This is a genomic window from Rhabdobacter roseus, from assembly GCF_014202275.1.
Classification (GTDB): domain Bacteria; phylum Bacteroidota; class Bacteroidia; order Cytophagales; family Spirosomataceae; genus Rhabdobacter; species Rhabdobacter roseus.
Map to the genome: position 1 here is coordinate 101,731 of NZ_JACHGF010000006.1, position 26,148 is coordinate 127,878.

14 protein-coding genes are annotated in these 26,148 nt (G+C 51.8%); 12 read left to right on the forward strand and 2 right to left on the reverse strand.

The features are described 5' to 3' along the window. The first annotated feature begins 101 nt into the window (after window positions 1-101). From HNQ92_RS18415 to HNQ92_RS18445, 7 genes are all read left to right on the forward strand, one after another. Window positions 102-2,462, forward strand: a complete 2,361-nt coding sequence (locus HNQ92_RS18415; protein ID WP_184175946.1) for an ABC transporter permease — start codon at window positions 102-104, stop codon at window positions 2,460-2,462. Window positions 2,463-2,474: 12 nt separating this feature from the next. After that, entirely contained in the window at window positions 2,475-4,865 is a 2,391-nt protein-coding gene (locus HNQ92_RS18420; RefSeq protein WP_184175949.1) for an ABC transporter permease, read from the forward strand. 219 nt (window positions 4,866-5,084) lie between these two features. Continuing rightward, window positions 5,085-7,445 carry an ABC transporter permease gene (locus tag HNQ92_RS18425; protein WP_184176215.1) on the forward strand — a complete coding sequence of 787 codons (2,361 nt, stop codon included), beginning with the start codon at window positions 5,085-5,087 and terminating at the stop codon, window positions 7,443-7,445. Between the two features lie 440 nt (window positions 7,446-7,885). Continuing rightward, window positions 7,886-10,231: an FtsX-like permease family protein gene (locus HNQ92_RS18430; RefSeq protein ID WP_184175951.1), complete on the forward strand. Its 2,346-nt coding sequence runs from the start codon at window positions 7,886-7,888 to the stop codon at window positions 10,229-10,231. A gap of 132 nt (window positions 10,232-10,363) precedes the next feature. Then, the gene (locus tag HNQ92_RS28705; RefSeq protein WP_246440408.1) at window positions 10,364-10,531 is read left to right on the forward strand and encodes a nuclear transport factor 2 family protein; all 168 of its coding nucleotides are present in this window, start codon (window positions 10,364-10,366) and stop codon (window positions 10,529-10,531) included. A gap of 99 nt (window positions 10,532-10,630) precedes the next feature. Further along, window positions 10,631-13,027 carry an ABC transporter permease gene (locus tag HNQ92_RS18440; protein ID WP_184175955.1) on the forward strand — a complete coding sequence of 799 codons (2,397 nt, stop codon included), beginning with the start codon at window positions 10,631-10,633 and terminating at the stop codon, window positions 13,025-13,027. Between the two features lie 159 nt (window positions 13,028-13,186). Further along, the gene (locus tag HNQ92_RS18445; protein WP_184175957.1) at window positions 13,187-14,152 is read left to right on the forward strand and encodes an ion channel; all 966 of its coding nucleotides are present in this window, start codon (window positions 13,187-13,189) and stop codon (window positions 14,150-14,152) included. Between the two features lie 138 nt (window positions 14,153-14,290). On the opposite strand, the gene HNQ92_RS18450 is transcribed toward HNQ92_RS18445, so the two are convergent. Together HNQ92_RS18450 and HNQ92_RS18455 are read right to left on the reverse strand one after the other, a co-directional pair. Continuing rightward, window positions 14,291-14,779, reverse strand: coding sequence for a hypothetical protein (locus HNQ92_RS18450; RefSeq protein ID WP_184175959.1), 489 nt, complete (start codon window positions 14,777-14,779; stop codon window positions 14,291-14,293). Between the two features lie 18 nt (window positions 14,780-14,797). After that, on the reverse strand, window positions 14,798-15,349 hold the full coding sequence (locus tag HNQ92_RS18455; RefSeq protein ID WP_184175961.1) for an RNA polymerase sigma factor: 552 nt from the start codon (window positions 15,347-15,349) through the stop codon (window positions 14,798-14,800). 150 nt (window positions 15,350-15,499) lie between these two features. Between HNQ92_RS18455 and HNQ92_RS18460 the strand changes: the two genes are divergently transcribed. The 5 genes from HNQ92_RS18460 (at window position 15,500) to HNQ92_RS18480 (ending at window position 26,138) form a co-directional block, all read left to right on the forward strand. Next, entirely contained in the window at window positions 15,500-15,844 is a 345-nt protein-coding gene (locus tag HNQ92_RS18460; protein WP_184175963.1) for a DUF6249 domain-containing protein, read from the forward strand. Between the two features lie 319 nt (window positions 15,845-16,163). Further along, window positions 16,164-18,623, forward strand: a complete 2,460-nt coding sequence (locus HNQ92_RS18465; RefSeq protein WP_246440410.1) for an outer membrane beta-barrel family protein — start codon at window positions 16,164-16,166, stop codon at window positions 18,621-18,623. Between the two features lie 159 nt (window positions 18,624-18,782). Next, on the forward strand, window positions 18,783-21,197 hold the full coding sequence (locus HNQ92_RS18470) for an ABC transporter permease (protein WP_184175965.1): 2,415 nt from the start codon (window positions 18,783-18,785) through the stop codon (window positions 21,195-21,197). A 103-nt stretch (window positions 21,198-21,300) separates the two neighbouring features. Then, the gene (locus tag HNQ92_RS18475) at window positions 21,301-23,721 is read left to right on the forward strand and encodes an ABC transporter permease (RefSeq protein WP_184175967.1); all 2,421 of its coding nucleotides are present in this window, start codon (window positions 21,301-21,303) and stop codon (window positions 23,719-23,721) included. Window positions 23,722-23,750: 29 nt separating this feature from the next. Further along, the gene (locus HNQ92_RS18480; RefSeq protein WP_184175969.1) at window positions 23,751-26,138 is read left to right on the forward strand and encodes an ABC transporter permease; all 2,388 of its coding nucleotides are present in this window, start codon (window positions 23,751-23,753) and stop codon (window positions 26,136-26,138) included. The last annotated feature ends 10 nt before the right edge of the window (window positions 26,139-26,148 follow it).

The window sequence follows — 26,148 nt, forward strand, 5'->3', positions numbered from 1 at the left end:
TCCCTTTCTCGGCCGGAGAAAGGGCGGGGGGATAGAGGCTTTCGGGCTAAGTACGCCCCATGCCATAAAGTACCTTGAAGGAAAAGAAACGCTTAAAAGATATGATCAAGAACTATTTCAAAATTGCGTGGCGAAACCTGATCAGAGCCAAAGGGTATGCCTTTATCAACATCGGCGGGCTGGCCGTGGGCATGGCCTGCTCGCTGCTCATCTTGCTTTGGATTCAAAGTGAGATCACCTACGACATGTTTCATGAGAAGAAGGACCGGCTCTACCTGGCCATGAACCGATCTACCTTCGACGGCAAACTACAAGCCTGGCCAAGTACCCCCAAGCCGCTGGGACCGGCCTTGCAGAAGGAGTACCCGGAAGTAGCCCAAACCAGCCGCTATTCGGCCAATAATGGCTCGCTGCTCACTGTAGGCGATAAAAAGATACGGGCCAACAGCGCCTTTGTAGACTCCACGTTTCTGTCCATGTTTACCTTTCCGCTGTTGAGTGGCGATGCGGCTACGGCCCTGGGCCAGCCGGGGAGTATCGTCATTACGCAGCAACTGGCCCAAAAGCTATTTGGTAACGCCGAGGCCCTGGGCCGTACCATCCGCATCGACAGCAGCGAAAACGCCCTCGTCACGGGGGTACTTGCGGATTTGCCCGCCAATTCCCGCTTTGATTTTGAGTACCTCTCGCCCTGGTCTTACCTGCAAAAGTTGGGCTGGGACGATGGGTATTGGGGCAATAACTCCGTACGTACCTACGTGGAGCTACTCCCCACGGCCCGGGAGGCGGTGGTAGCCCAAAAAATTAAAAACATTACCCGTCGCCACAGCAAAAACGAAGAAGACAACGAGGTGTTTCTGCACGCGCTTCCCAAGTGGCGGCTCTTCTCGCGGTTTGAGAATGGCCAGGTGGCGGGCGGGCGCATCGAGGTAGTTCGGCAGTTTGGCATCATCGCCGGGTTTATCCTGCTCATTGCCTGTATCAATTTCATGAACCTGAGCACGGCCCGTAGCGAAAAGCGCGCCAAGGAAGTAGGGGTGTGCAAGGTAGCGGGTGCCCGGAGACAATCGCTCATCGGGCTGTTCTTGAGCGAGTCTTTTATCATTACCTGCCTGGCCGCTTTGCTGGCTTTGACCATCGTGGTTGTGAGCCTTCCGGCTTTTAGTGAGCTGATCGACCGCCCGCTGACCGTTGATTTTACTAATGTTTATTTCTGGTTATTTATTAGTGCCTTTGTCGTGATTACGGCCTTGCTGGCGGGTAGTTATCCGGCTTTTTACCTTTCTTCCTTTCAGCCGGTGAAGGTACTTAAGGGTACTTTCAAAACGGCCCGTGCGGTGATCAACCCGCGCAAAGTACTGGTGGTGGTGCAGTTCAGTATTGCTTTGGTGCTTATTGTGTCTACGCTGGTGATCAAAAAACAGATCAATTACGCGCAGGAGCGCGACAACGGCTACCAGAAAAACAACCTTGTCTATACCTTTATGGAAGGCGATATAGCCAAAAATTACGCAGTCATCAAAAGCGAATTGGCGCGCTCGGGCGTGGTGGAGTCGGTGACCAAAACCAGCGCCCCCCTAACCGAAGGCTGGAGCAACAGCTGGGGCTTCGACTGGACGGGCAAACCCGACAACGCCAAGATTGTCTTCAACCGGTTTTGTACGGATGAAAACATCGTAAACACGGCGGGGCTCACCCTGCTTGAAGGCCGGGATATGGACCTGAGCAAGTACCCTACCGACTCGTCCGCCGTGCTCCTCAACGAGTCGGCGGTGAAGGCCATGGGTTTTACCGAGCCCCTCGGGCAGGTAATCAAAGACAACGGACGGGAATGGCGCGTGGTGGGCATCATCAAAGATTTTATACTTAACTCGCCATATGATCCCATGGAGCCGATGGTGATCGAAGGCGCACACGGCTGGTTCAATGTCATTCATATCAAATACCGGCCGGAGGTACCTACGCAGGAGGCCCTGAAAGCCACTGAGCAAATTTTTACCAAATACAATCCGTCCTACCCGTTCAATTACCGGTTTGTGGATGAAAGCTACGCGGCGAAGTTCAAAGATGAACAGCGCACGGGGACTTTGGCGGCTCTGTTTGCGTTTTTGACCGTCCTGATCTCCTGCCTGGGGTTATTCGGGCTGGCCGCTTACATGGCCGAAAAACGCACCAAAGAAATCGGCATCCGGAAGGTACTTGGCGCTTCCATCCCTTCGGTGGCGGGTTTGCTTTCGCGGGAGTTCATCGGGCTGGTGGCTTTTTCGTGCCTGGTGGCCTTCCCCGTCGCGTGGTGGAGCATGAACTGGTGGTTGCAAAGCTACAGCTACCGAACCGACATCAGCTGGTGGGTTTTTGCGCTGGCGGGGGGCGGGGCGCTGCTCATTACGCTGCTGACGGTCAGCAGCCAAGCCATCAAAGCCGCGCTAACCAATCCGGTAAAAGCCTTGAAAACGGAATAAACACCAAACCCGATGCTGCGAAATAGCCTCCTTCTCTTTTGGCGCACGGTAGCGCGGCAGCCTTGGCTGTCGGGCCTGAACCTGGCTGGCCTTACGCTGGGTATGGCGGCGGCGCTGGGTATTTTGCTGTACCTGGATTTTGAGCTGAGCTACGACCGCTCCCACGTCCATGCCGACCGCATCTACCGGATCGAAACCCGTGCCATCCAAACCCGCGAGAAGGTACTTGAAGTAGGCTGGCATTCTACCCCGGCCAACTTGGGGTCGTTGGCGCAGCAGGAGTATGCGGGCGTAGCGGCCTACGTCCGGTTTTTTAAGTATTGGAAAGATGATTTTATGTCCTTTCAGTATCAGGATAAAACCATCTCCGAAGCCCAGGTCTACGCGGCCGACTCCAGCGTGTTCGATGTCTTTTCCTACGAGTTTGTGGAGGGTACTTCCCGTAAGGCGCTCGACGGCCCGGCCAAAATCGTTCTTTCGGAAAGCCTGGCCCGGCGCATCTTTGGACCCAGACAAGCCCTGGGCCAAACGCTGAGGAGTAATTTGAGTACCACTACCCAGACCGACGGCCAGCGTTTGTCCCTGCTGGTAACGGGCGTGTACCGCGACCTACCCCGCAACGGCCACCGGGTACCCGAAGCGCTGATTTCGGCCCAAACGGACCCGGACCTGGATCAATACTATTTCAATCAGTTCAACACCGCCACCTACCTGTTGCTGCAACCGGGCGTAGATCCTGCGGCGCTGGCTTCGGACCTGTCGGGCCTGTATACCAAGTACCTCAACCCGGAGCGCGAACCGGTGCTGGTGAGTGCCACGCATGAGCTGCTGCCCCTCGCGGCCATCCATCTGGCCGAAACCGGTGGCTATACCTACCTGTATATTTTTGGCGCCGTAGGCCTGCTGATGCTCTTCCTGGCCCTGATCAGCTACGTAAACCTGGTGACGGCCCAGGCGAGCAAGCGTGCCCTGGAGATCGGGGTCCGGAAGGTGATGGGCTCCAGCCGTCGGCAGGTTGCGGGCCAGTTCCTGACCGAGTCTTTGGCCTTTACGCTGCTGGCGCTGGTGGCGGGCGTGGCGCTGCTGTCGGTGAGCTCAGGCTACCTCAACGAGGTACTTGGCTTGCAGCTGGACGCCAGGCAGCTGGCGCGCCCACCGCTGCTGGCCGGGATGCTGGCGCTGGCCGTGGGCTTAGGTACCTTGGGCGGGAGCTACCCGGCGTTGGTGCTCTCATCCTTGCGGCCGGTAGTGGTACTTAAGGGTGGTCTGGTAAAAGGGGCCACGCTGCGCACGGTACTGGTGGGCGTTCAGTTTGGGGTGGTACTTTTTGTGCTTGGTTGCACGGCCCTCATTTACGACCAGCTTAGGTACCTGCAGCGTAAAAACCTGGGTTTCGACCAGGAGCAGATCCTGCGGCTGAGCCGACCCGGCGAGGTCGAGGCCGAGCCGTGGGAGGTTTTCAAGAAGCAGCTTCGGCAAAGTACCTACGTGGTGTCTGCGGGCTCGGCCGATTTCCTGCCCGGCACCGACGACATGGTCAAGGGGCCCATCAGCGCGGAAGGTACCACCGGGCCCGAGCCGCAGTTGGTGCGCCGGGGCCGGGTCGATGCCGACTTCCTGTCCACGATGGGCATCCGGCTGGTGGCGGGGCGCAACTTCCTGCCCGACGCCCCGGCGGATGCTACCCGAGCGGCCATTATTAACCAAACACTGGCCCGGCAGTTTGGCCTGGCCGAGCCGCTGGGCGCCAAGATCCGGCTGGGCGATCAGGGCAATCCTAACTACCTGGAGGTAGTTGGCGTCATGGAAGATTTCCACCAAAGCTCGCTCCACCAGCCCATCGAGCCGCAGCTGCTGCTGCTGCGCCCTTCGGATCAACTGGTGGTAAAGGTAGGGGAGGATCTTCCCAAGGCGATGGCGCAGCTCGAAAGTACCTGGCAGCGGCTGTTTCCGCAGGTACCTTTTACGTACCGTTTTTTGGAAGAAGCCTTGCAGGATGGCTACCGGACCGACCAGCTCCGCGGGCGGATTTTTCTGGCTTTTTCTTTCCTGACGCTCTTCATTGCGGCGCTGGGCTTGTTTGGTCTGGCGGCGTTTATTGCCCGGCAACGGGCCCGCGAAATCGGTATTCGTAAGGTACTTGGCGCGGGGCTGGGGCCAATGGTACTTTTGCTGACGCGCGAGTACCTGCTACTGATCGGCGGAGCGGCGCTTCCCGCCTTTGGGGCAGCCTGGTACGTAGTAGATCAATGGCTGGATAACTTCGCCTTCCGGACGGCGTTCAACTACCCCTTACTGGCCCTGGTGTTGCTGTTTACGCTGCTGCTGACGCTGCTTATTACGGGCCTGCACGCATGGCGAACGGCCCGGCGCAATCCGGTCAGCGTCCTGCGAAGTGAGTAGCGTAGGGCAGAGGGCGTTGGGCAGTGGGTAGTTTAGAGCTTAGGGTTGAAAGTGTAAATTACCCTCGAAAGAAGCTCCCTTTCTCCGCCGGAGAAAGGGCGGGGGGATAGAGGCTATTCCATGAACATTAAACTCTTAACTACCCCAATGCCCCGAACCCCCTGCCAATAAGTACCTATTCTAAAAATGTATAAAGTACCCCTTAAACTAAAAATAGCCATGATCAGAAACTACCTCAAAATTGCCTGGCGGAACCTGGTGAAAAACAAATCGTTCAGCCTCATCAACATCCTGGGCCTGGCCCTGGGAATGGCCTGTAGCCTGCTCATCATGCTGTGGGTGGGAGACGAAATAAAGATGGATCGTTTTCACGAAAACGACGCGCGGATTTACCACGTCATGGAGAATCAGCACTACTCGGGCTCCATCAATACCTACGCCTCCACGCCGGGTATTCTGGCCGATCACATCGTGAAAGACATTCCGGAAATCGAAATGGCCAGCCAGGTACTTTGGGAAGAAGCGCCGGTTTTTACCGTAGGCGATACCTACGACAACGAAAAAGGCCGGTACGTGCAGGGCGATTTTCTCCCCATGTTTTCGTTTGAGCTCAGCCAGGGCGATGCTAACACGGCCCTGCGGCGGCCCGACGGCGTGGTGATTTCCCAGAAGCTGGCCGACAAGTACTTCAAAGGCCAGGACCCTTTGGGCAAAACGATCCGGGTCGACAACAAAGACGATGTGATCGTGACCGGTGTTCTGAAGGAAATCCCGGCGGCTTCGTCCATGAAGTTCGACTTCCTGATGAGCTACGATCGCTGGCAAAAAAGCAACGATTGGTCCAAAGAATGGAGCAACAACGGCCCACGCTGCGTGGTACTGCTGGCCAAAAATGCGGATGTGGATAAGGTCAATGCCAAGATCAAAGGCTACGTAAAAACCAAAAACAAAAACAGCAACGTGGAGCTGTTTTTGACCAACTACGGGAAGGGGTACCTGTACTCGCGCTGGGACGCGGGCCAACAAAACGGCGGACGGATCGAGTACGTGCGGCTTTTTACGATCGTGGCTATTTTTATCCTGGTCATTGCCTGCATCAACTTCATGAACCTGGCCACGGCGCGCTCGGTGAAACGGGGCAAGGAGGTGGGGCTGCGTAAGGTGGTGGGAGCCTACCGCGCCAGCCTGATCGGGCAGTTTATGGGGGAGTCGGTGCTGATCACCTCTCTGGCGCTGCTGGTGGCCGTGGTGCTGGTGCTCCTGCTGCTGCCTGCGTTCAATGCCCTTACCGAAAAGCAGCTGGAGCTCAATTTTCTGGACCCCTCGGTGCTCTTGCTGCTGCTGGGGCTCACGGTCATTACGGGCCTGGTGGCGGGTAGCTACCCGGCTTTATTCATGTCGTCGCTCAACCCGGTGGTGGTACTTAAGGGTAGTTTGAAGTTTAAGCCCAGCGCGGCCTACTTCCGACAGGGACTGGTGGTATTTCAGTTTGGGCTGTCGATCCTGCTGATTCTGGCCATGATCGTGGTGTACCGGCAGATCCAGTACATTCAAAACAAAAACCTGGGCTTCGAGCGGGAAAATTTGCTGTACGTCACCGACGTCGAAAAAGCCATGAGCAACCGCTTCGCTTCGTTCAAGCAAGCGCTGGAAAACCGGCCTGGTATCAAGGCAGTAGCCTGCTCCCAGGCCAACCCGCTCAACTTCGGTAGCTCTACCATGGGCGTGACCTGGCCAGGTAAAGACACTACGCAGCAGTTACTTTTTAGCGTCAATCCGACGGGCTATGACTTTGTGAAGACGATGGGCGTCAAACTACTCGACGGGCGGGATTTCAATCCGACGTTCGGAACGGATACCTCCAACTACCTCATCAACGAAGCCGCCGCCCGCAAGATAGGCTACCAGGACCCCGTGGGCAAGGAACTGACGATGTGGGGCAAAAAGGGTACCATCATCGGCCTCATGGAAGATTTCCATACCGGGTCGTTGCACGTACCCATAGAGCCATTGATCGTGAACTTGCAGCCCAAAGAAGAAAACTGGGGCGTGGTGCTCGTTCGTACGGAGCCCGGAAAAACCAGAGAGGCCATCGCGCAGCTGGAAGAGGTGTACAAGCAATTTAATCCGGGTTTTCCGTTCAAGTACCACTTCGCCGACGAAGACTTCGGTAACCAGTACAAGGCCGAAAACGTGGTGAATACCCTGGCCAACTACTTTGCGTTTCTGGCCATTTTTATCTCGTGTCTGGGGCTGTTCGGGCTAGCAGCCTTTACGGCCGAGCAACGGACCAAGGAAATCGGCGTGCGCAAGGTACTTGGCGCGAGCGTGACCAACCTGGTCGGGATGCTCTCCCGTGACTTCCTGAAGCTCGTAGCCATTGCGGCGCTGATTGCCTTTCCGCTGGCCTGGTACTTCCTCCAAAACTGGCTCGAAAAGTACGCCTACCGCATCGAGATCGAGTGGTGGTACTTTGCGGTGGCGGGCGTGGCAGCCCTTCTCATCGCCCTACTCACGGTAAGTTTCCAGGCCATCAAAGCCGCTCTCATGAACCCGGTAAAGAGCCTGCGCAGTGAGTGATAATTAATGAAGAATGTAGAATTATAATCTATAAAGAACTAGTTATGAATAAGTTATTTGTGATTGTCCTGCTGATGGCTGCGCTTTCTAATACCTATGCCCAGAGCAGTCACCCGAGCTTGCTGAAGTGGGATTACTCGTTTAGTACAAAGTTAGCAACAATGCCCTTCCGTGTAATCCGGCAAAGGTTCCCCGACAAAAAAGAAACGTTTGGCAATCCTACCAATAGGCTTCTCCACGGCAATCACCCACTGAGATAAAAGTAAGTTTGGGTGTAAATATTTTGTACTTGACTGAATCAAACCGATACAACAAGTGATGACCACAAGCGAACATGTTTTAATAATTTGTACTATTGACGCAAACCTTGTCAATAGAATTGAGAGGAATTCCCTCGTCGGTATTTGGCCGATTTTAATCAAAAATAAACACTTTAAGCCATGATAAAGAACAGTCTAAAAATCGCTATACGGATACTCTGGAAAAACAAACTTTTTTCATTAGTCAATATACTGAGCTTGTCATTGAGTATGGCGGTTGGTGTTATTCTTTTTACAGGTCTAAAAGCCACTTTTGATACAGACCATTTTCATCCAGAATTTAATCGACTAGTACGGATACTCACGCAGGAAACAAAGGAGGGGGAACAAACCAAATGGGCAACAGCTCCACTGCCGTTGGCGACTCAAATGGAAAGCTTCTCCTTTGTTGAAGAAACGGTAAAAGTACGTCTGGCAGGAAAACATAACCTGCAAACCGACAAAGGGGATGTGCCCATTGACATAAAATTTTCAGAGCCTTCTTTTTTTAATGTTTTTGGCTTTAAATTATTGTCAGGTAATGCGAAAAGCCTTACCAATAATTCCACCACCCTTTTTTTAACAGAAAAAACAGCAGAGAAAATATTTGGCAGCACCAATGTCTTAGGGCATACGGTCCAATTTGAAAATTTAGGTTCTTATACCGTTGGGGGAATTATTCAGGACCCTCCTTTAGAAACACATCTGCCCATTGAGGCAATGTTATCAATGAGTTCTGCTGAAATGCTTGAAAAAAAAGGAGCAATCAGTAGTCTTTCACAAGATTGGGGAGACTTCAAGGGTTCAGCCATTTATGCCCGTTTAAAATCAGAAGATAATATAAAGCAGCTCAATACAACGCTCCAGAACTATAATCGGAAATTGGATAAGAGCCATCTTCAATTTTTGGCACAACCCATAGAAGATATTACCCCTGGAAAATTTCATATTAAAAATAACCCCAATGCGGGTGCTAGTTGGGGAGACGTAAAAATGCAGCTATTCATAGTTCTAGCCTTAACCCTTTTATCTGCTTTCAATTATATCAGTTTGGCATTGGCGCGTGCTTTCTCCCGAGCGAAAGAAGTAGGTGTTCGCAAAACGATAGGCGCAAGAAGAGGAGAAATTATTGGTCAATTTTTAATGGAATCGACCCTGGTTGCCCTGTTTGCTTTGTTGTTTACAGTGCCATGTGTTACTATTCTAAGCCACTACATACCCGATATGGATGATGTGACATTCTCTTGGGATATAGCCTTAGTAGTAGGTTTGATAACCTACGCAGTGATTACGGGCTTAGTCGCAGGGGCCTTCCCGTCATGGCTATTGTCAGCGTTTCAGCCTATACAGGTTTTGCATAAAATGAAGAATATAAAGCTGTTCCGGGGTGTTGCTGTTTACAAAGCTTTGATTGTCGTTCAATTTTCTGTGACCATCATGTTTATGATACTGGTTGTCATAGTAGCCGATTATGATAGAAAAAACAATGCAATCATCAGCTTAACCGTGCCATCCAATGTTCTGACACTGGATTTAAAAGGTGAAAAATATCAAAACCTGCAAAACGAAATAAGCCAGTTAAGTCAGGTAGAAACGACTTTGGCCACTAACTGGTACTATGAGCCCATTAAAATGGGTAAAGATTCTGTAACGCTAAACGATAAAACTCTGGAAATAAACTACGTAAGTATTGATCCACGAACAATTGAAACAGAAGGTATCAGCTTACTGGCTGGGCAAAATTTTCCTTCAACTATGCCCCAAAGTACGGAGCAATATGTGTTGGTGAATGAAGCTGCCGCAAAATTATTGGAATCTAAATCGGAGACCCTAGTGGGGCAAAATCTCTTGCTGGACTCTGCCTCTGTACAAGTCATCGGCATCATGCCTAATGAGGTTATTGGCCAACAAATCCCTTTAATCTATCGGTATTTGCCAAAAGAAATAACCACCTTGACTATAAAAATAAAGCCAAATACAGAAATGGAAGCGACCAAAGCTATTCAATCGGTATGGAAAGACCATTTTTCTGAGAAAACAGCAAATCTTTATAACTTAAAAGAGTATCGCTATTCAGGAGAAATCAGTGGGAAAATCAGTGGAGAAATGGAAATTTTTGGAGGCTCTGCCCTGATTGTCATGATCATCGCTGCTTTGGGTATTTTAGGCATAGCCAGTTACGCCGTAGAAACGCGCACTAAAGAACTGGGTATAAGAAAAATATTAGGAGCAAACAATATAAAATTGGTGTGGATAGTTACCAAGAATTTTGGTATTCTTATCCTGATTGCCGGGCTTATTGGTGTTCCGGCGGGCTTGTTTGGCGGTGATTTACTAAGAAAAGAAATGGGCAGTCAGCTTGATTTGGGTCTTATAAATATAAGCATAGGCGTTGGTTTGGTTGCCATAGTCGGTCTACTGGTTGTCCTATCCCAAACCATTCGAGCGGGGCGGATTGAACCCGTAAACGTGTTGAAAGCAGAGTAAAACCAGTAAAACATTCATTGGCAGGTTATGACGAGGGCCAGACAATTAATTCTATTCCGCGACACCACGACGACCATGTACGACCAGCTACAAGTTGCGAGAAGAAGGGCACATGCACATGTTGCTAACAAAATGTTTCGTAGAACAAGACGCGGCTTCGGAAGCGCACCAACGCGCAGTCGGGAGGTATTTGAGGTAGCCGCCAAGACCGCTTCGGCCAAGTTCAGGGCCGAGTGGGGTATTGATTACATTCACCTGAAGATAAAAGGTTCCTGGTACATCGTGAACGTGCTGTGGTAGCCGTCGCCCAAGTTTACGCAGCAGCCCCGGTAGTAGCCAGGCGAGCCTGCTTTGTCCCCTGAATTATCCGTAAAGTAAACACAAAACTCACGCATAGCCATGTTGCAGAACTACTTCAAAATCGCCGTTCGAAACCTGTTTAGAAACAAGGTTTTCTCTTTTATTAACGTGGCGGGCCTGGCGCTCGGGCTCAGCTGCTGTATGCTCATTGCGCTTTATACCAAAGATGAGGTAAGCTTTGATCGCTTTCAGAAAAACAAAGACCGGCTGTATCGGGTCACGGTCAGCATGACCGGCGAGAAGGAGTCAAGTACCACCGGGAGTACCAACGCCATCCACGGGCCCACGTTTCGGGAAGAAATTCCGGAAATTGAGGCCATCGTGCGGATGCAGAGCAACTCGTTCGTGACGAAAAAAGGCAACGAACTCCTGAGCGAAAACGTCGTTTTTGTGGATGACAATTTCTTTTCGGTGTTCTCGATGCCCTTGCTGGCGGGCGAGCCCAAAACGGCCTTGGCGGGCGTTAATTCGGTGGTACTTTCGGAAGACCTGGCCGTGAAGTACTTCAATACCAAAGACGCCCTGGGCCAAACGATTGATTTTAAAATAGGAGAAAATTTTGAGGCTTTTACGGTTACGGGCGTGGCCAAAAGGTGTCCGCAGAACTCCTCGCTGCAGTTTGATGCGCTCCTTTCTTTTAAATTCCAGGAAGCCCGCGGCTGGCTGGATAACGCCTGGTTGGGTTTTTACATGAATACCTTCGTGTTGCTGCACGAAAAAGCCAATTACCTCAGCGTGGTACCCAAGCTGGACCGCGTTTTTTATACCAAAGCGCGGGAAGAACTCAGTCAACAAGAAGGGTTTAAGCAGCGCGTTCATTTTGATTTACAGCCTTTTCTGCAAATCCACCAGGCGAGCGAACAGTACGAGCTACGCAACGGACTGGACCACGGCAGCAAGCCTATTTATTCGTACATCCTGACGGGTATCGCGCTGTTTATACTGCTCATTGCCTGCATCAATTTTGTCAATCTGACCGTGGCGCGCTCCCTGAAACGGAGCAAGGAAATTGGCATACGGAAAGTAGTAGGAAGCCTGCGGAAGCAGCTCATTTACCAATTCCTGGGCGAGTCGTTTTTGCTTTCGTTGGTGGCGTTTTTGCTAGGTATTGTGCTCACGCTGGCAGTCATGCCTACGTTCAACGAGCTGGCCAACAAGCAGCTGGCTTTGTCGTACCTGCTCGATGCCGGGTTGGTAAGTGCCTACGTGGCTTTATTCCTACTGACCGCCCTAGTCGCAGGCTTTTATCCGGCGCTGGTGCTGTCGGGTTTTAGCCCGGTACAAACGTTGTATAACCGCACGAAGCTCACCCACAAAAACTACCTGACCAAAGGCCTGGTGGTTTTTCAGTTTGCCTTGTCGGTTTGTTTGCTAATCGGTACCATCGTGATCTACTCGCAGTTCAATTATTTGGTCAATAAAGACCTGGGCTACAACGACGAACAACTGCTGAGCTTTAGCATGGGGCGGGGCAGGGGCGGACAAGAAAAGCTGGCCGTACTCATGCAAGAGCTGGAAGCAATTGCGGGCGTGGAATCGGTGGCGGCTTTTAACGGGCATTACAACGGCACCGGCGCAAAGGTAGACGGCCGCGAGCTGGGATTTGGGTACATCGGTGTAGATGACAACTTTCTGCCCACGCTCCAGATTCCGGTGCTACAGGGGCGCAACTTCTCCCAACGCTTCCCCTCGGACCCAACGGACGCCGTCATTGTGAACGAAGCCTTTGTGAAAGAGGCGGGCTGGCGCGAGCCCATCGGTCAGGAAATAGACTTTTTCTGGAAGAATCAGAAGATGAAGGTTATTGGCGTTATCAAAGACTACCACTATGCTTCCCTGAAAGAAAAAATCGCTCCCCTGCTGCTGACGCAGGACCCAAACTACGGCCTGCGCACGGTCTTCGTAAAGCTACGGACGGGCCAAGCAGAACAAGACGTGCCGGGGGCGGTCAAGGCCATTGAAAGTACCTTCCGGAAGCACGTTCCGCTTATGCCTTTTGAGTACCGGTTTGAGGATGTAACCAACGCCAAAAGGTACGAAGCCGAAGCCCAGTGGCGGCAGATGATCACCTGGGCGACCATTTTGTCCATTTTTGTTTCGTGTATCGGGTTGTTTGGGCTGGCTACGTTCAGCGCCGAAACCCGCATCAAAGAGATTGGTATCCGGAAGGTCATGGGCGCTTCGGCCGCGGCCATCGTGGCGCTGCTTTCCAAAGATTTCGTGGTGTTGGTCTTGTTGGCCATCGTCATCGCTTCGCCCGTTTCGTACTATGGCGCTACGTTGTGGCTGGAGAATTTCCCCTACCGCGAGCCGATTGCGTGGTGGTACTTTGCGGTGGCGGCCTCGCTGGCTATAGCCGTGGCGCTGGCTACAGTGGGGTACCAATCGATCAAAGCCGCGCTCATGAACCCGGTGAAGAGCCTGCGGAGTGAGTAGCATGGGGCGTTGGGCAGAGGGCACGGGGTACTTTTGAAAAGTACCTCGTGCAAGGGCGTAACCAATTGATTTAAACGGTCGATCTTGGTAGATCAGCCGAATAGGTATAGTTTTGGAAAGAATTCAAGCTTCTTAACCTCCTTATTCGGTCCATTAATCATGAGTCGTGCATCTTTATCCGGCAAAAAGTCGAAATCCATTGATAATACCGGCTTCAGCCCCAACAGCGACGCCGCGGGCCGAAGGCTGATCAACCGGGATGGAACGGTGAGCCTCCGCAAAAAAGGCATCCCTTTTTACGAGCGCATCAGCATTTACCACAGCTTGCTGCGGATGCCTCGTCTCTATTTTATCCTGACGGTTTTTGGTATCTACACCAGCCTGAACATTATTTTTGCTACGATCTATTTTTCCCTCGGACCCGATAGCCTAGAAGGTACCCTGCTGGCCGACAGCCTTAGCGAAAGGTACCTTCAGGCGTTCTTTTTTAGCTCCCAAACCCTCACAACCGTAGGGTATGGGCATATTAGTCCGGTGGGGTTTGTTACCAACGTGGTGGCCTCCATTGAGTCTTTTATTGGCATTATGTCTTTCGCGCTGGTGACGGGGATGTTCTACGCGCGGTTTTCCCGGCCCGAGGCTTACATCCGGTTTAGTGACCATTTTCTGGTGGCTCCCTACCGCGAGGGCAAGGCGCTGATGTTCCGGCTGGCTACTACCAAAAACAACCACCTCACCGACGTAGAGGCCGAAGTAACCGCCGCTATTCACGTCACGGAACACGGCAAGGCCACTACCAAGTTTTATCAGCTGGCTCTGGAGTTTAGCAAGATCAATTCGTTGGGGGTGAGCTGGACGGTCGTACATCCGCTCGATGAAAATAGCCCGTTTTCGGATTTTACCCAGCAGGATTTCACGGCAGGCAGGCTGGAATTGATGATCACCATCCGAGCCTTTGACGACCATTTTTCCAATACGGTGCAGCAGCGGACGTCGTATATACAACAAGAAATGGTGTATGGGGCTCGGTTTTTGCCCATGTACGAGCAGTCCAAAGACGGCAAGTACCTGCACGCCCTTCTCGATAAGCTCAATGACACGGAAACAGTGACGTGGCAGCACTAGTGTGGGGTACTTGCTAAGCTTGCTTTTTCCGGCTGAGGAAAAGGGCGGGAATTACCATAATTCCATTGAGGCAACGGAATTGAGTCTTAGTGAGGTACTTTGAACCATCTGATTTGGATACACCCAATACCTCGAACCCTACATCCCGAGCTCCCGGCTGTAAAGTACCCTTTGCCGGATGAAGTAGTCGAGGAGCAGCAGCGCGCAGGCGGCGATGATCGTCAGGGGGTACAGCAGGGGTACTTTGGCGATAGCCTGCGTGAAACCAGAAAATGCATGTCCCGTTTGGTTCCAAAAGGCGGAAGCGGCGGGTTGTGTTTCGGGCGCTACCACCAGGCTGGCCACCACGAGCAGCACGAAGCAAGCGGCGATCCAGTACCAGGCGTTTTTACTGATCACGGGCTCCACGGGCTTGGGCGCGGCGGCTTCCACCTGGGCCATGACACGCTGGACAAAGGCCGGCGAAGGCGGCTCGGGGGTACTTTGCTGTAGCAGCGCGTGCAGACTACTAGCGCGCTCGGCCTCCGTCCGGACGGCCCGCATCACGAGCTCGTTGAAATCGGGCGCGGGCTGGTCCGGCCCGGCCTGCTGGATGAGTTTTCGGAGGTTATCGTCTTTCTTTTTCATACCTGCTACTGCTAGCTTTCACAACAAAAAACGCAATTCATTCTCCAGTATTTTCCGGGCCCGAAACAGTTTTACCTTGATGTTGGCGGCCGTTAGCCCGGTTATTTCTTCAATCTCTTTGATCGAGTTTTCGTTCATATAAAACAGTGTAATTACAATCCCTTCGAGCTCGGGTAGTTTGGCGATGGCTTGCTGCACGTACGTTTGCCGCTCGGCAGCCTGGAGGTACTCCAGCGGCGGTGGGGCCGTGTCGTCGGGGTAGTTGTCGTGGAGCGCGTCGGTGAGGGAAAAGGTAAGTACCCCCTGCTTCTGCCGTTTGGAAACCGCCGTGCGGTACACGATGGTGTACAGCCAGGTCGAAAACTTGGCCTTGCCCGCAAACTGGTACAGCTGCTGGTAGGCCTTCACGAAGCTCTCTTGCGCTACGTCCTCGGCCTCCTCTTCGTGCCGCATGATCTTCAGCGCCAGGGTGTAGGCCATGGCTTTGTAGCGCTCTACCAGAAAAGCGAAAGCCGTCAGATCTCCCTGAAGTACCCTATCGATATAAACCTGATCTTCTGTCGCTTTCATGCATTAGTGAGTAGAGGCGCACTCGTAAGACCGTACTTTTTGCTCGCAGGTTACAGCAACGGACCAGAAAATTTATTTTTTCAAAAAGCTGTAACCAGCCCGAAGGTACCGGGGTCTTATGGGGTATACAACCATCAAAAACTCAAATCTATGGGACCTTCCCTTATTTTTCTAGGAGGCTTTGCCGCCATTTTCGGAATAGCTTACATTTATTTAGTGACGCGACACAAAGAACGTATAACCATGATCGAACGCGGCGTGGATGCCTCCATGTTGGTCACGAAAGGTAAGCCTTCTATTTCACCTACCCTCAAATTCGGAATGCTCTGCGTAGGAATAGGGCTGGGAATTCTGATAGGAATACCCCTGGGCGAAACCTTGAACGACTACTACGGAACGCCCAAACCCATTGCTCCTCTGGCGATGGTGTTCCTGGTGGGCGGCTTCAGCCTGATCATCAATTTCGTCATTGAGCGAAAAATGGAAAAAAAGTAAGGTACCTTTTGCCTCGCGCCGCTGGTCGTTCTCGGCGTATTCTTACCACTAAAATAAAAATCTGACCGCTCGTCACTTATAGCTTAAACTTTAGCAAGGTACCTTGCTAAACAAAGTACCTTTCTATACATTTGTTCTGTCCATTTCTTGGAGAAAGGTCTGAGGTGAGGGGTGGCGCAGGCAGAAAAGGCGGAAGGTACCTCCGCCCGAAGCACAGCAGCCTCTCACCGAAAGTACCTTCAAAGTACCCGAAAATCCGTCGGTTTTCGCCGGGAGAACTACGCCGTTTGCATCTATTAGCCAACTACCTTAATTAGCCATGAACCTGAATTTACAAAGTACCCCCAAAGGCTGGATGGCCGCATTGGCCGTTGCCGTACTCCTTTTGCTTAGCCCAGGTACCTGGGCGCAAAGTACCCCCGTTGCTGCCAGCCTCACCGGCTCGGTGGCCGACTCGGCCAGCGGAAAAAAACTGGATTTTATCACCGTGCACCTGCTAACCGGCCCCGGTACCCCCGCGAAGGTCGACTACACCAAGGCCGACGGTACCTTTACCTTCACGGGCCTGGCCCCGGCCCGCTACGTGGTGTCGGTGGTGGGCGTGGGGTACCTTACCAAGAACCTACCCGTAGACCTCACCGATAGTACCCAGCGGCGCGTGGACCTGGGCCGGATTGACCTCAGTCCGGCCACGGTGGGGCTCAAGGAAGTGACCGTCACGGCCGCGAAGCCCATCATTACCCAGGAGGTAGACCGCCTTACCTACGACATCCAGGCCGACCCGGAGAATAAAGTATTCAATGTGCTGGAAATGATGCGCAAAGTACCCCTGCTGGCGCTGGACGCCGACGACAACATCCTGCTCAAGGGCAACACCGACTTCCGGATCCTGATCAACGGCAAGCCATCGAGCATGGTGGAGCGCAGCTACAAGGATATTCTGCGGGCCATGCCGGCCTCGACGATTCAGCGCATCGAGGTCATTACCACACCCCCGGCCAAGTACGACGCCGAAGGGCTGGCGGGGATTATCAATATCATTACTAACAAAAAAATCGACAACGGATACAACGGCTCGGTAAACGTGAGCGAGCGCTTCCCCATCGGCGGACCGGGCCTGGGGGGTACTTTTACGGCCAAGCTGGGTAAGTGGGGGCTGTCGGCCCTGGGTGGGGCCAACCTCTACGCCGCGCCCACAACCCGCAACGCCATCCGCCGCACTACCACAGGCCTGGAGCCCACTTACCTGGTGCAGGATGGTACCCAGCGCTCCGAAAGCCAAAACGGGTACCTGGGCTACGAGCTGAGCTACGAGCTGGACAGCCTCAACCTTTTTTCGGGGCAGTTTAATATCAACGGCAGCCGCTCCAACGGGCGTAACGGGCAGGAAAGCAGGCTTACGGGAGCCGGGGTGCTGCTCCAGCAATACTATCTCGACAACCTTTCGGAGGGCAACGGCATCGGCATGGACGCGGCGCTGAACTACCAGCGCGGATTCAAAGCGGATAAAAACCGACTGCTGACGTTTTCGTACCGGTATTTTTCGTACCAAAACGAACAGGAAAACGCCCTGGCCATCACCGAGGCCGTTAGGTACTTTCTGCCCAACTACCGCCAGCTCAACGACCAGCGCTTTTCGGAACAAACCTACCAGGTAGACTACGTGTACCCGGTCCGGAAGCTGAGCGTCGAGGTAGGGGCCAAGGCCATTCTCCGCACCAACGCGAGTGATTTTCAGCACCGGAATCAAAATGCTGAAACCGGTCAGTTTGAAGTCCAGCCCGGCCTGAGCAATACATTCCGAAACGAGCAGAATGTCTTTGGGGCCTACAATACCTACCAGTACAACTTCAAGAAATGGAGCGTGAAAGCGGGCGTGCGCGTGGAGCAAACGGTGATTCAGGCCGACTTCCTGTCGTCGGAGCTGCGGGTGCGGCAAAACTACTTCAACGTCATTCCGTCGGTGTCGGTCAACCGCAAGCTGAAAGGCAACAAAGCCCTCAACCTGGGGTACACGCAGCGCATCCAGCGGCCGGGGATTTACCAGCTCAACCCCTTCGTGGACCGCTCGAACCCGAACTTCGAACGCACCGGTAACCCGAACCTCCGCCCCGCGCTGGTGAACGACGCGCAGCTGGGCTTCAACTGGTCCAAGAAGGCGTCGGTGAACGGGGGCCTGGGCTTTACCTTTTTTCGCGACCTGATCTTCCCCGTGTCGGTCTATGACTCCACGACGCAGATCACCCGCACCTCCTTTGGCAACACCGGCCGGGCCAAACTACCCAGCGCGAGCCTGAACATCAACTACCCCGTGACCAAGCGCTGGAACATGAGCCTGAACAGCCGGGCGGCCTACGGCATGGTGGAAGGCCTGGTGAACGGGGTACTGATCAAGAACCAGGGGCTGATGTACAACGTCAACTTCTCGACCGGCTACCGACTGGAAAAAGACTGGCGCGTGAACGCGAACCTGAACCTCAACGGCCCCAACGTGAACCTGCAAGGTACCTCCAACCGCATGTTTGCCTCCTCGTTTAGCGTCAATAAAGACGTGGTCAAAGACAAGCTGTCCTTCTCGGCTTCGGTGAATAATCCCTTCACCAAGTTCCGCCGCGACTACCGCGAATCCTTCGGGCCGGACTTTATTCAAAGCAACGAGCGCTGGGATTATTTTCGCACGTTCAGTGGTAGTTTCAATTACAAATTCGGTAAGCTGAAGGAAGGAATCAAGAAAAGCAAGCGGGGCATCCGCAATGACGACGTCCAGAACGGCAACTAGCCAGGTACCTTCGAGCGCGTAAAGCCGCGTTCATACTTGAACAAAACTGTCCGATTTCGGACAGTTTTGTTCAAGTATTGGTAGTTAAGTGGCTGATTGTCAAAAGGTATTTGGTCTTGGTATACATTTTTAATAATCCAGAAAAAATTCCCGCTAGCCATGATTAAAAACTACCTCAAAATAGCTTTACGAACCCTCTGGAAAAGCAAAGGCTATACGGCCCTGCATGTCGTGGGGCTTTCTGTGGCCTTTTGCGTCAGTATATTGCTCTTGCTAACGGCCTACTTCCAGCTTTCGTTCGACCGCTTTCACCAGGACGCCGACCGCATTTACCAAACTTACTTTTTCTCGAATAACCCCGACAAACCCAGCAAGGGCAGCAGTATGCCGTTTCCGCTGACGCCCGCGCTCAAGGCCGAATTTCCCGAAATAGAAGCCGCGGCGCGCGTCATGAACGGCAGCAGCATGGTGACCTACCAGGGCAAGCATTTTGATAAAATGGTGCGGCTCACGGATGCGGATTTCCTGAACATATTTTCTTTTGAACTCAAAAAAGGCAACCGCCAAACCGCCCTCACCGACCTGAGCAGCATCGTCATCAGCGAGCACATGGCCAAAGCGGTTTTTGGTACCCAAGACCCCCTGGGCCAGCAGCTGCTCCTGGGCGGTGAGGGCAACCAAAAAGCTTACGTAGTGAGCGGGGTACTGGCCGACTTCCCGGAGAACTCCTCGCTGCAATACGACGCCTTCATCCGGACCGAAAATGCCGGCAACTACCACCAGGACAAAGACCGCTGGGACGCTTCGAACCATACGGTATTTATCAAGCTAGCACCGCGGGTAGACCAGGCGTCGTTTGAAAAACGCCTCAAGCCCTTCGCGCAGAAGTACTTTGCCGAAAATTTCACGAACCTTAAGCGCCAGGGAGCCAAGCCCGACGAGCGCGGGGATCTGTTTGCCGTTCGGCTGCAAAAGCTGGCCAACGTGCACTTCAATACCGACATTTCGGGGAGCGGGGCGGTCGGTACGGTATACGCCATCGTGGGCATTGCGTTTTTTATTCTGCTCATTGCCTGCATCAATTTCATCAACCTGAACGTGGCGCGCTCGTTCATTCGGGCACGGGAGGTCGGGGTACGGAAGTCGCTGGGGGCGCTGAAAAAGCAGCTCTTTTTCCAGATCTGGTCCGAGGCCGTGCTGATCTGCCTGGCGGGTTTTCTGCTGGGCGCCGTGCTGCTGTATGTGCTTATCCCGGAATTTAACGCGTTCTTTCAGGCCAAGCTCAGCGTAGCCTACCTGCTGGAGTGGGACAAGCTGGCGCTGATCCTGGCCATCTTCGGGCTCGTTACGCTGGTGGCCGGTGGGTACCCCGCCTGGCAGATGTCGCGCTTTAATGCCGTGGAGGTACTTAAGGGCAAAGTCAGCATGAAGCGGCCGGGGGTACTTCGCAATTCGCTCATCGTGACCCAGTTTTGTCTTTCCTGCCTGCTGATCTCCTGCACGCTCATTGCGGTTCGGCAGGTGGAGTACCTGCGCCAAAAGCCGCTGGGGTACCTGCGCGATGAGGTCATCAGTATTCCGGTAGGCAACCAGGAAAACGGCCAGAAGGTACTTCAGCGGCTGCGCAACGAGCTGGCCGACGACCCCAGCGTGGTGGCTATTTCGGGCAGTGAAGTCAATATTGGGCGCGGCAAGGACGGCAGCAGCTCCCGCAGTATGATCGGCTTTACGTATAAAGAAAAAGAGATTACCACCGACTGGCTGCACATCGACTACGACTACCTCAAAACGCTAGGCATCAAGCTGCTGGACGGACGGGAGTTTGACCCCGCCTTCGCCACCGACTCCCTGGACCACGTCATTATTACCGAAAGCATGGCCCGGGCTTTGGGCGAAAAAAATCCCGTAGGTACCTTTTTTCAAACCGACTCGGCGGGCAAGCGCATCCAGATCATCGGCCTCGTGTCGGATTTTCATCTGTACTCGCTTCGCGACGAGGTGAAGCCCATTACCATGTACCTCTCGCACGACGAACCTATTGAGTACATCTTTGTGCGGGTAGCGCCCCAGAGCCTGCTGACGGCCATGGAAAAGCTCGAAGGTGCCTGGAAGAAAGTGGCGCCCCGCGCGGAGTTTCGGGGTACTTTCCTGGACGAGAACATCAACGCCTGGTACAAGTCGGAGCAGCGGCTGGCGGGGATGTTCAGCGTGGCGTCGGGCATTGCCATTCTGCTTTCGTGCCTGGGGCTGTTTGCGGTATCGCTCATGATGATCGGGCAGCGCACCAAGGAGATTGGCGTACGCAAGGTACTGGGCGCGAGCGTGGGTAGCATCGTGCTCATCCTCTCCCGCGACTTCGTGAAGCTAGTCCTGGTGGCCATCGGGCTGGCTACGCCGCTTGCCTGGTTTTTCATGCAGCAGTGGCTCGAAAGCTACCCCTACCGCAGCCCGATCAGCGGTTGGGTGTTTGTGGCGGTCGGGCTGGGGGCGGTCCTGATCGCCCTGGCTACGGTGAGCTTCCAGGCCATCCGGGCGGCGCTGATGAACCCGGTGAAATCATTGAAGACGGAGTGAGTAAGGCCGAGGGGCTCTGACCGCAATAGGTAGTTTCGTCATAACTCATGAATAAAGTACCCTTGATCACCAAGTACCTTGATTATTTAAAGCAAGTAACGCCATGATCCGTAACTACTTCAAAATAGCCCTGAGGAACATACTGCATAGTAAGCTGTATACCTTCATCAATGTGCTGGGGCTGGCCATCGGGATATCGACCTGTACGCTCATTGCGTTGTATGTCGTTGATGAGCTTAGCTACGATTTGCATCATCAGGGGGCAGACCGAATTTACCGGATTGCCTCCGAAGTAAAAGGTGAAACCTGGGTAGCGGCCGCCGCTCCGGTGGCCGCAGGGTTAAAAAAAGATTTTCCGGAGGTGGAGCAAACGACCCGTTTATTACGGATGCCGGGCGTTGATAAATTTCTTCTTAAAAATAAAGAGACCCAAAAGCAGTTTTATGAAGTCAACGGCTTTTATGTAGATTCTACCTTCTTCCAACTCTTTAGCTACGATTTCAAGGTAGGCGACAAAAGTACGGCGCTAAACCAGCCCAATTCCCTTATTATATCGGAGCAAATGGCCTCGAAGCTCTTTGGGAGCGCTGACCCGATTGGCCAGGTCATTCAGGTAACGCTTCCTTTTGGAGCTACGGATTATACCGTAACGGGCGTATTGGCCAACTCCGGCCGCAAGTCACACATTCCGGCGCATCTTTTCCTGTCGATGAACAACGATGACGTGGGGCAGTGGGTCAAATCTCAGACCAACTGGGCCGCCAATACCGTTTTTCATACCTACCTCAAGCTCCGTGAAGGAAGTAGCCCGGAACCGCTCGAAGCCAAACTTGAGCCTTTTCTAAACCGGAACGGCGGGGACGATTACAAGGCAGCCGGTTACAGCCGGAGGTTATTTCTGCAGCCGCTTCGGTCTATTTATCTTCATTCAAACTTTGGGTTTGAGATTGCCCCAAACGGCAATAGTAAGTACCTGTATATACTAGGTTCCATCGCGGCCTTTTTACTGCTGATCGCCTGCGTTAATTTTATGAATCTAAGCACGGCTCGGAGCGGAAAAAGAACCAAAGAGGTAGGCATCAGAAAAGCCATCGGGGCCTTAAAAGGTACCTTGGTCGGACAATTTCTGGGCGAATCGGTCTTGCTGAGTTTTCTGGCGCTGCTCCTTGCGGTGTTTTTTATCCAGGTACTGGTTCCGGTATTCAACCAACTGACGGGCAAAAGTTTGTCCTTCTTTGAGCACCCCCCAGTAGTCTTTGGGGTGGTGGTCATGGCGATGGTGACCGGCTTACTAGCAGGAATTTACCCGGCGTTTTACTTGTCTTCTTTTACACCCATTGCTTCGCTGAAAGGCAAACTAAAAACCAGCGTTTCTGAGGTTTTAATTCGCAAAGGGTTGGTGGTGTTTCAGTTTACGATCTCCATCGTCCTGATTCTGGGAGCCATCCTGATCGACCAGCAGATGAAGTACCTAAGTACCCAAAATTTAGGATTTAACAAAAATCAGAAATTGGTCATTCCCCTGCAAAGTACCGAAGCCTTCGCGAATTATGACGTTTTGAAAACTGAGCTGACGAAGAATGCTCAGGTGATAGCCTCGACGAAGGGAGCGACCTACCCTGGGATAGAAAATGTAATCTCTATGCTCTTTTATAAAGAAAATACGTCCCTCCAAGAGAACTTAGAGATTAGTATGGCCTACGTAGATACCGATTATATCAAAACCTTGGGGATTCAACTGATCGAAGGAAGAGGGTTTTCGACAGCGTTTACGGCGGATTCTACGGCATTGGTACTTAATGAAGCAGCGGTGAATAAGCTTGGCTATTCGCAGGCTAATGCGGTGGGCAAGAGAATCTACTTTGAGTTTCAGGGTCAGCAGAAGACGATGCAGATCATCGGGGTAGTGAAGAACTACCACTTCGAAGGCTTACAGCACGAAATAAAGCCCTTAGCCCTCAGTGTTTTGCCTTTGTTTAGCTCTACAAACAACTACGCCATTCTGGATATAAAAAGTGCCAACTACGAGCGTATATTGACCCACATTGAGGGCGTATGGAAGAAAATCAATCCCGGCTCTCCCTTTGAGTATTCGTTTCTGGATAAAGACTTTCAAAAAAACTACGAAAAAGAAGAAAGAACCGCGCAGCTAATCCGCTATTTCGCGCTTATGGCGATTTTTATCGCTTGCCTGGGGCTGTTTGGACTGGCCACGTTTACGGCCGAGCAGCGTACCAAAGAAATCGGTATTCGGAAAGTACTGGGTTCATCCACGTTTGGAATCGCCCAGTTGCTTTCGTTCGATTTCCTCAAATTGGTATTACTAGCGATTCTCATCGCCTCGCCTCTGGCTGGGTGGATCATGCACAAGTGGCTGTCAGCCTTTGCGTACAAAACGACCATCTCTTGGTCTGTTTTTGCCCTGGCAGGCATGTCGGCGGTCCTGATCGCCCTGGCTACGGTGAGCTTCCAGGCCATCCGGGCGGCGCTGATGAACCCGGTGAAATCATTGAAGACGGAGTGATTACAACCTACTAACCCCTTAATTCAGCTATGATCCACAACTATTTTAAAATAGCGTTTAGAAACCTCTGGAAAAGTCGATTGTTTTCCGTGATCAATGTTTTAGGGCTAAGCGTGGGAATGACTGTTTCCATACTTATTGTACAATTTGTACTGCACGAATGGAGCTATGACCGATTTCATGAAAATGAAGAACGGATTTTCAGGATACTAAGCTGGAACGTAGAGAAGGGCAAGGAGGTCTCCTATCCCGGATTTAGTAGCAAGTTGGCCCCGCATCTGGCCGAAAATAATCCGGAAATCCAGAAATACACCCGGATATGGAGAGATAGCGAGGTACTTATAAGAAATCCCGACCAATCAACCGAGCTGAAGGCGGAGAAATCGTTCGCCTTTGTAGATAGTACTTTTTTTTCAATCTTTACTTTTAACATTCGCCAGGGAAATCCTAAAACTTTTCTAGCGAATCCTTTTACTTTAGTCATCTCAAAGCGGATCGCAGAAAAATATTTTGGTGACGAAAATCCGTTGGGTAAGAAGATGCTCTACAAAGGAGAGCATCTCTTCGAGGTGACTGGTGTAATGGATAATCCTCCAACCAACGCTACGCTTCAATTTGATTTTATCTCCTCCGTTAAGACGTTTTCCATTTTAAATGAATTCGCCTTTGATTTTTTGGCCAATTTTGAAACGTACCTACTCCTTGACGCACAGGGATCGGCAGACAAGGTAGAAAAAAGCATTGCACCTGCCTGCAAATTCTTACAGGCTATGAATTATAAAGAGAAGGACATGTACCTCCTGGAGCCCTTGAAGAATTTGCATTTCGGAGCTAGTTATACCTATAATAATAAATCGAACACCAAACTGGTCGGGATTTTTTTCTGGATTGCCGCTTCCATCCTGTTTCTGGCGCTCTTTAACTATATCAACCTCACTACCGCAAGGTCCACTGCTCGGGCAAAGGAAGTAGGCGTTCGTAAGACATTAGGAGTGAACAGGCTAGGCTTAGTAGGTCAATTTTTTACCGAATCCGTTTTGGTAATTATGGTCGCGTTTCTACTGGCTTTGAGCTTGATAGGGGTATTTCGTCAGCCTTTCAATGAGCTTTTAGGTTTAGAGATAGACCTCGCTTTTCTTAAAAGTCTGCCCTTCATAGTGGCATTGGTCATTATTCTTATGGGAAGTACCTTTATAGCAGGCATCTACCCATCCCTTGTTTTATCAAAATTTGCTCCGGCCAAAGTATTGAAAGGAAATTTCCTGAGTAAGAATAACGGCGGATCGCTACGCCATATATTTATTGTCTTACAATTTGTAGTTTCCACGGCCTTGGTATTGAGCAGCCTGGTGATTCAGAAGCAAGTTACCTATATGAAAGAAAAAGACCCGGGCTTTAACAGAGATCAGGTTTTGAATATTCGCTTAGGCGCAATGGGAGCAAAGAGAAGCCAAACATTCAAAAATGAACTATTTGACCAATACGGAATACAACATGTAAGTACCTCTGATGCTTTTTTTCATAGAGGGTACGCAGGTTATCCTTATTTGAATCCGCGTGATAAAAAGGAGTTAACGATCGGGCAGTTTGATGTAGATGAGGATTTTGTTCAGAATATGGGTATGCGCTGGAAAATAGAGCTCGATAAAAATGTATTGCCGAACCATGAGGGTTTTTATCTCGTGATTAATGAATTGGCGCTAAAAGAATTGGGGCTTACCAGTAGCCAAGCCATCGGGCAAGAGCTATCCACTGACCCGGTCGGTAACAGTATAAAAATAGCGGGCGTGCTGGAAGATTTTGATATAGGAAATGCCCGAAGTGAAAATAAGCCTTTCATCGTACGAATTCATAGCGGCAAAGAGCCCAAAAAAGGGTTTCGATTCTTGCAAGTTCGTCTAGGACCCAAAGATGATATTCAACAAAAGATTGCCCTGCTCGAAAGGCTCTACAAGAAGTATGAGTCGGAGCGGCCTTTTGAATATTCATTTTTGGATGAAGATTTCAACAATTCTTTTTTAGCCGAAATGCGAATGCTAAAAATGATTCGGATTTTTACGACTGTAGCTATTTTTGTAGCCTGCATGGGGTTATTTGGCCTGATTACCTTTACCACTCAGGCTCGTTTGAAAGAGATAAGTATCCGGAAAGTACTGGGAGCCGATGTGCTCGGAGTAGTGAGGCTGTTGTCCGTAGATTTTGTAAAGTTAGTTGCCGTTGCGATCGTGATTGCTTTGCCAATAGCCTATTATGGAATGGATAAATGGCTACAGGATTTTTTCTACCGTACGGAAATAAGCTGGTGGATTTTTGCCTTGGTAGGAGTAGTTATCATAACCCTGGCCTTACTGACAATTAGCTTCCAGGCCATCCGGGCGGCGCTGATGAACCCGGTGAAATCATTAAGAACTGAATAACCAAGAAAAC

Coding starts and splice junctions, on each gene's coding strand:
- HNQ92_RS18420 (WP_184175949.1), top strand. CDS start 2,475: ATGCTGCGAAATAGCCTCCTTCTCTTTTGGCGCACGGTAGCGCGGCAG.
- HNQ92_RS18475 (WP_184175967.1), top strand. CDS start 21,301: ATGATCCGTAACTACTTCAAAATAGCCCTGAGGAACATACTGCATAGT.
- HNQ92_RS18470 (WP_184175965.1), top strand. CDS start 18,783: ATGATTAAAAACTACCTCAAAATAGCTTTACGAACCCTCTGGAAAAGC.
- HNQ92_RS18425 (WP_184176215.1), top strand. CDS start 5,085: ATGATCAGAAACTACCTCAAAATTGCCTGGCGGAACCTGGTGAAAAAC.
- HNQ92_RS28705 (WP_246440408.1), top strand. CDS start 10,364: ATGTTTCGTAGAACAAGACGCGGCTTCGGAAGCGCACCAACGCGCAGT.
- HNQ92_RS18440 (WP_184175955.1), top strand. CDS start 10,631: ATGTTGCAGAACTACTTCAAAATCGCCGTTCGAAACCTGTTTAGAAAC.
- HNQ92_RS18450 (WP_184175959.1), bottom strand. CDS start 14,779: ATGAAAAAGAAAGACGATAACCTCCGAAAACTCATCCAGCAGGCCGGG.
- HNQ92_RS18455 (WP_184175961.1), bottom strand. CDS start 15,349: ATGAAAGCGACAGAAGATCAGGTTTATATCGATAGGGTACTTCAGGGA.
- HNQ92_RS18430 (WP_184175951.1), top strand. CDS start 7,886: ATGATAAAGAACAGTCTAAAAATCGCTATACGGATACTCTGGAAAAAC.
- HNQ92_RS18460 (WP_184175963.1), top strand. CDS start 15,500: ATGGGACCTTCCCTTATTTTTCTAGGAGGCTTTGCCGCCATTTTCGGA.
- HNQ92_RS18445 (WP_184175957.1), top strand. CDS start 13,187: ATGAGTCGTGCATCTTTATCCGGCAAAAAGTCGAAATCCATTGATAAT.
- HNQ92_RS18465 (WP_246440410.1), top strand. CDS start 16,164: ATGAACCTGAATTTACAAAGTACCCCCAAAGGCTGGATGGCCGCATTG.
- HNQ92_RS18480 (WP_184175969.1), top strand. CDS start 23,751: ATGATCCACAACTATTTTAAAATAGCGTTTAGAAACCTCTGGAAAAGT.
- HNQ92_RS18415 (WP_184175946.1), top strand. CDS start 102: ATGATCAAGAACTATTTCAAAATTGCGTGGCGAAACCTGATCAGAGCC.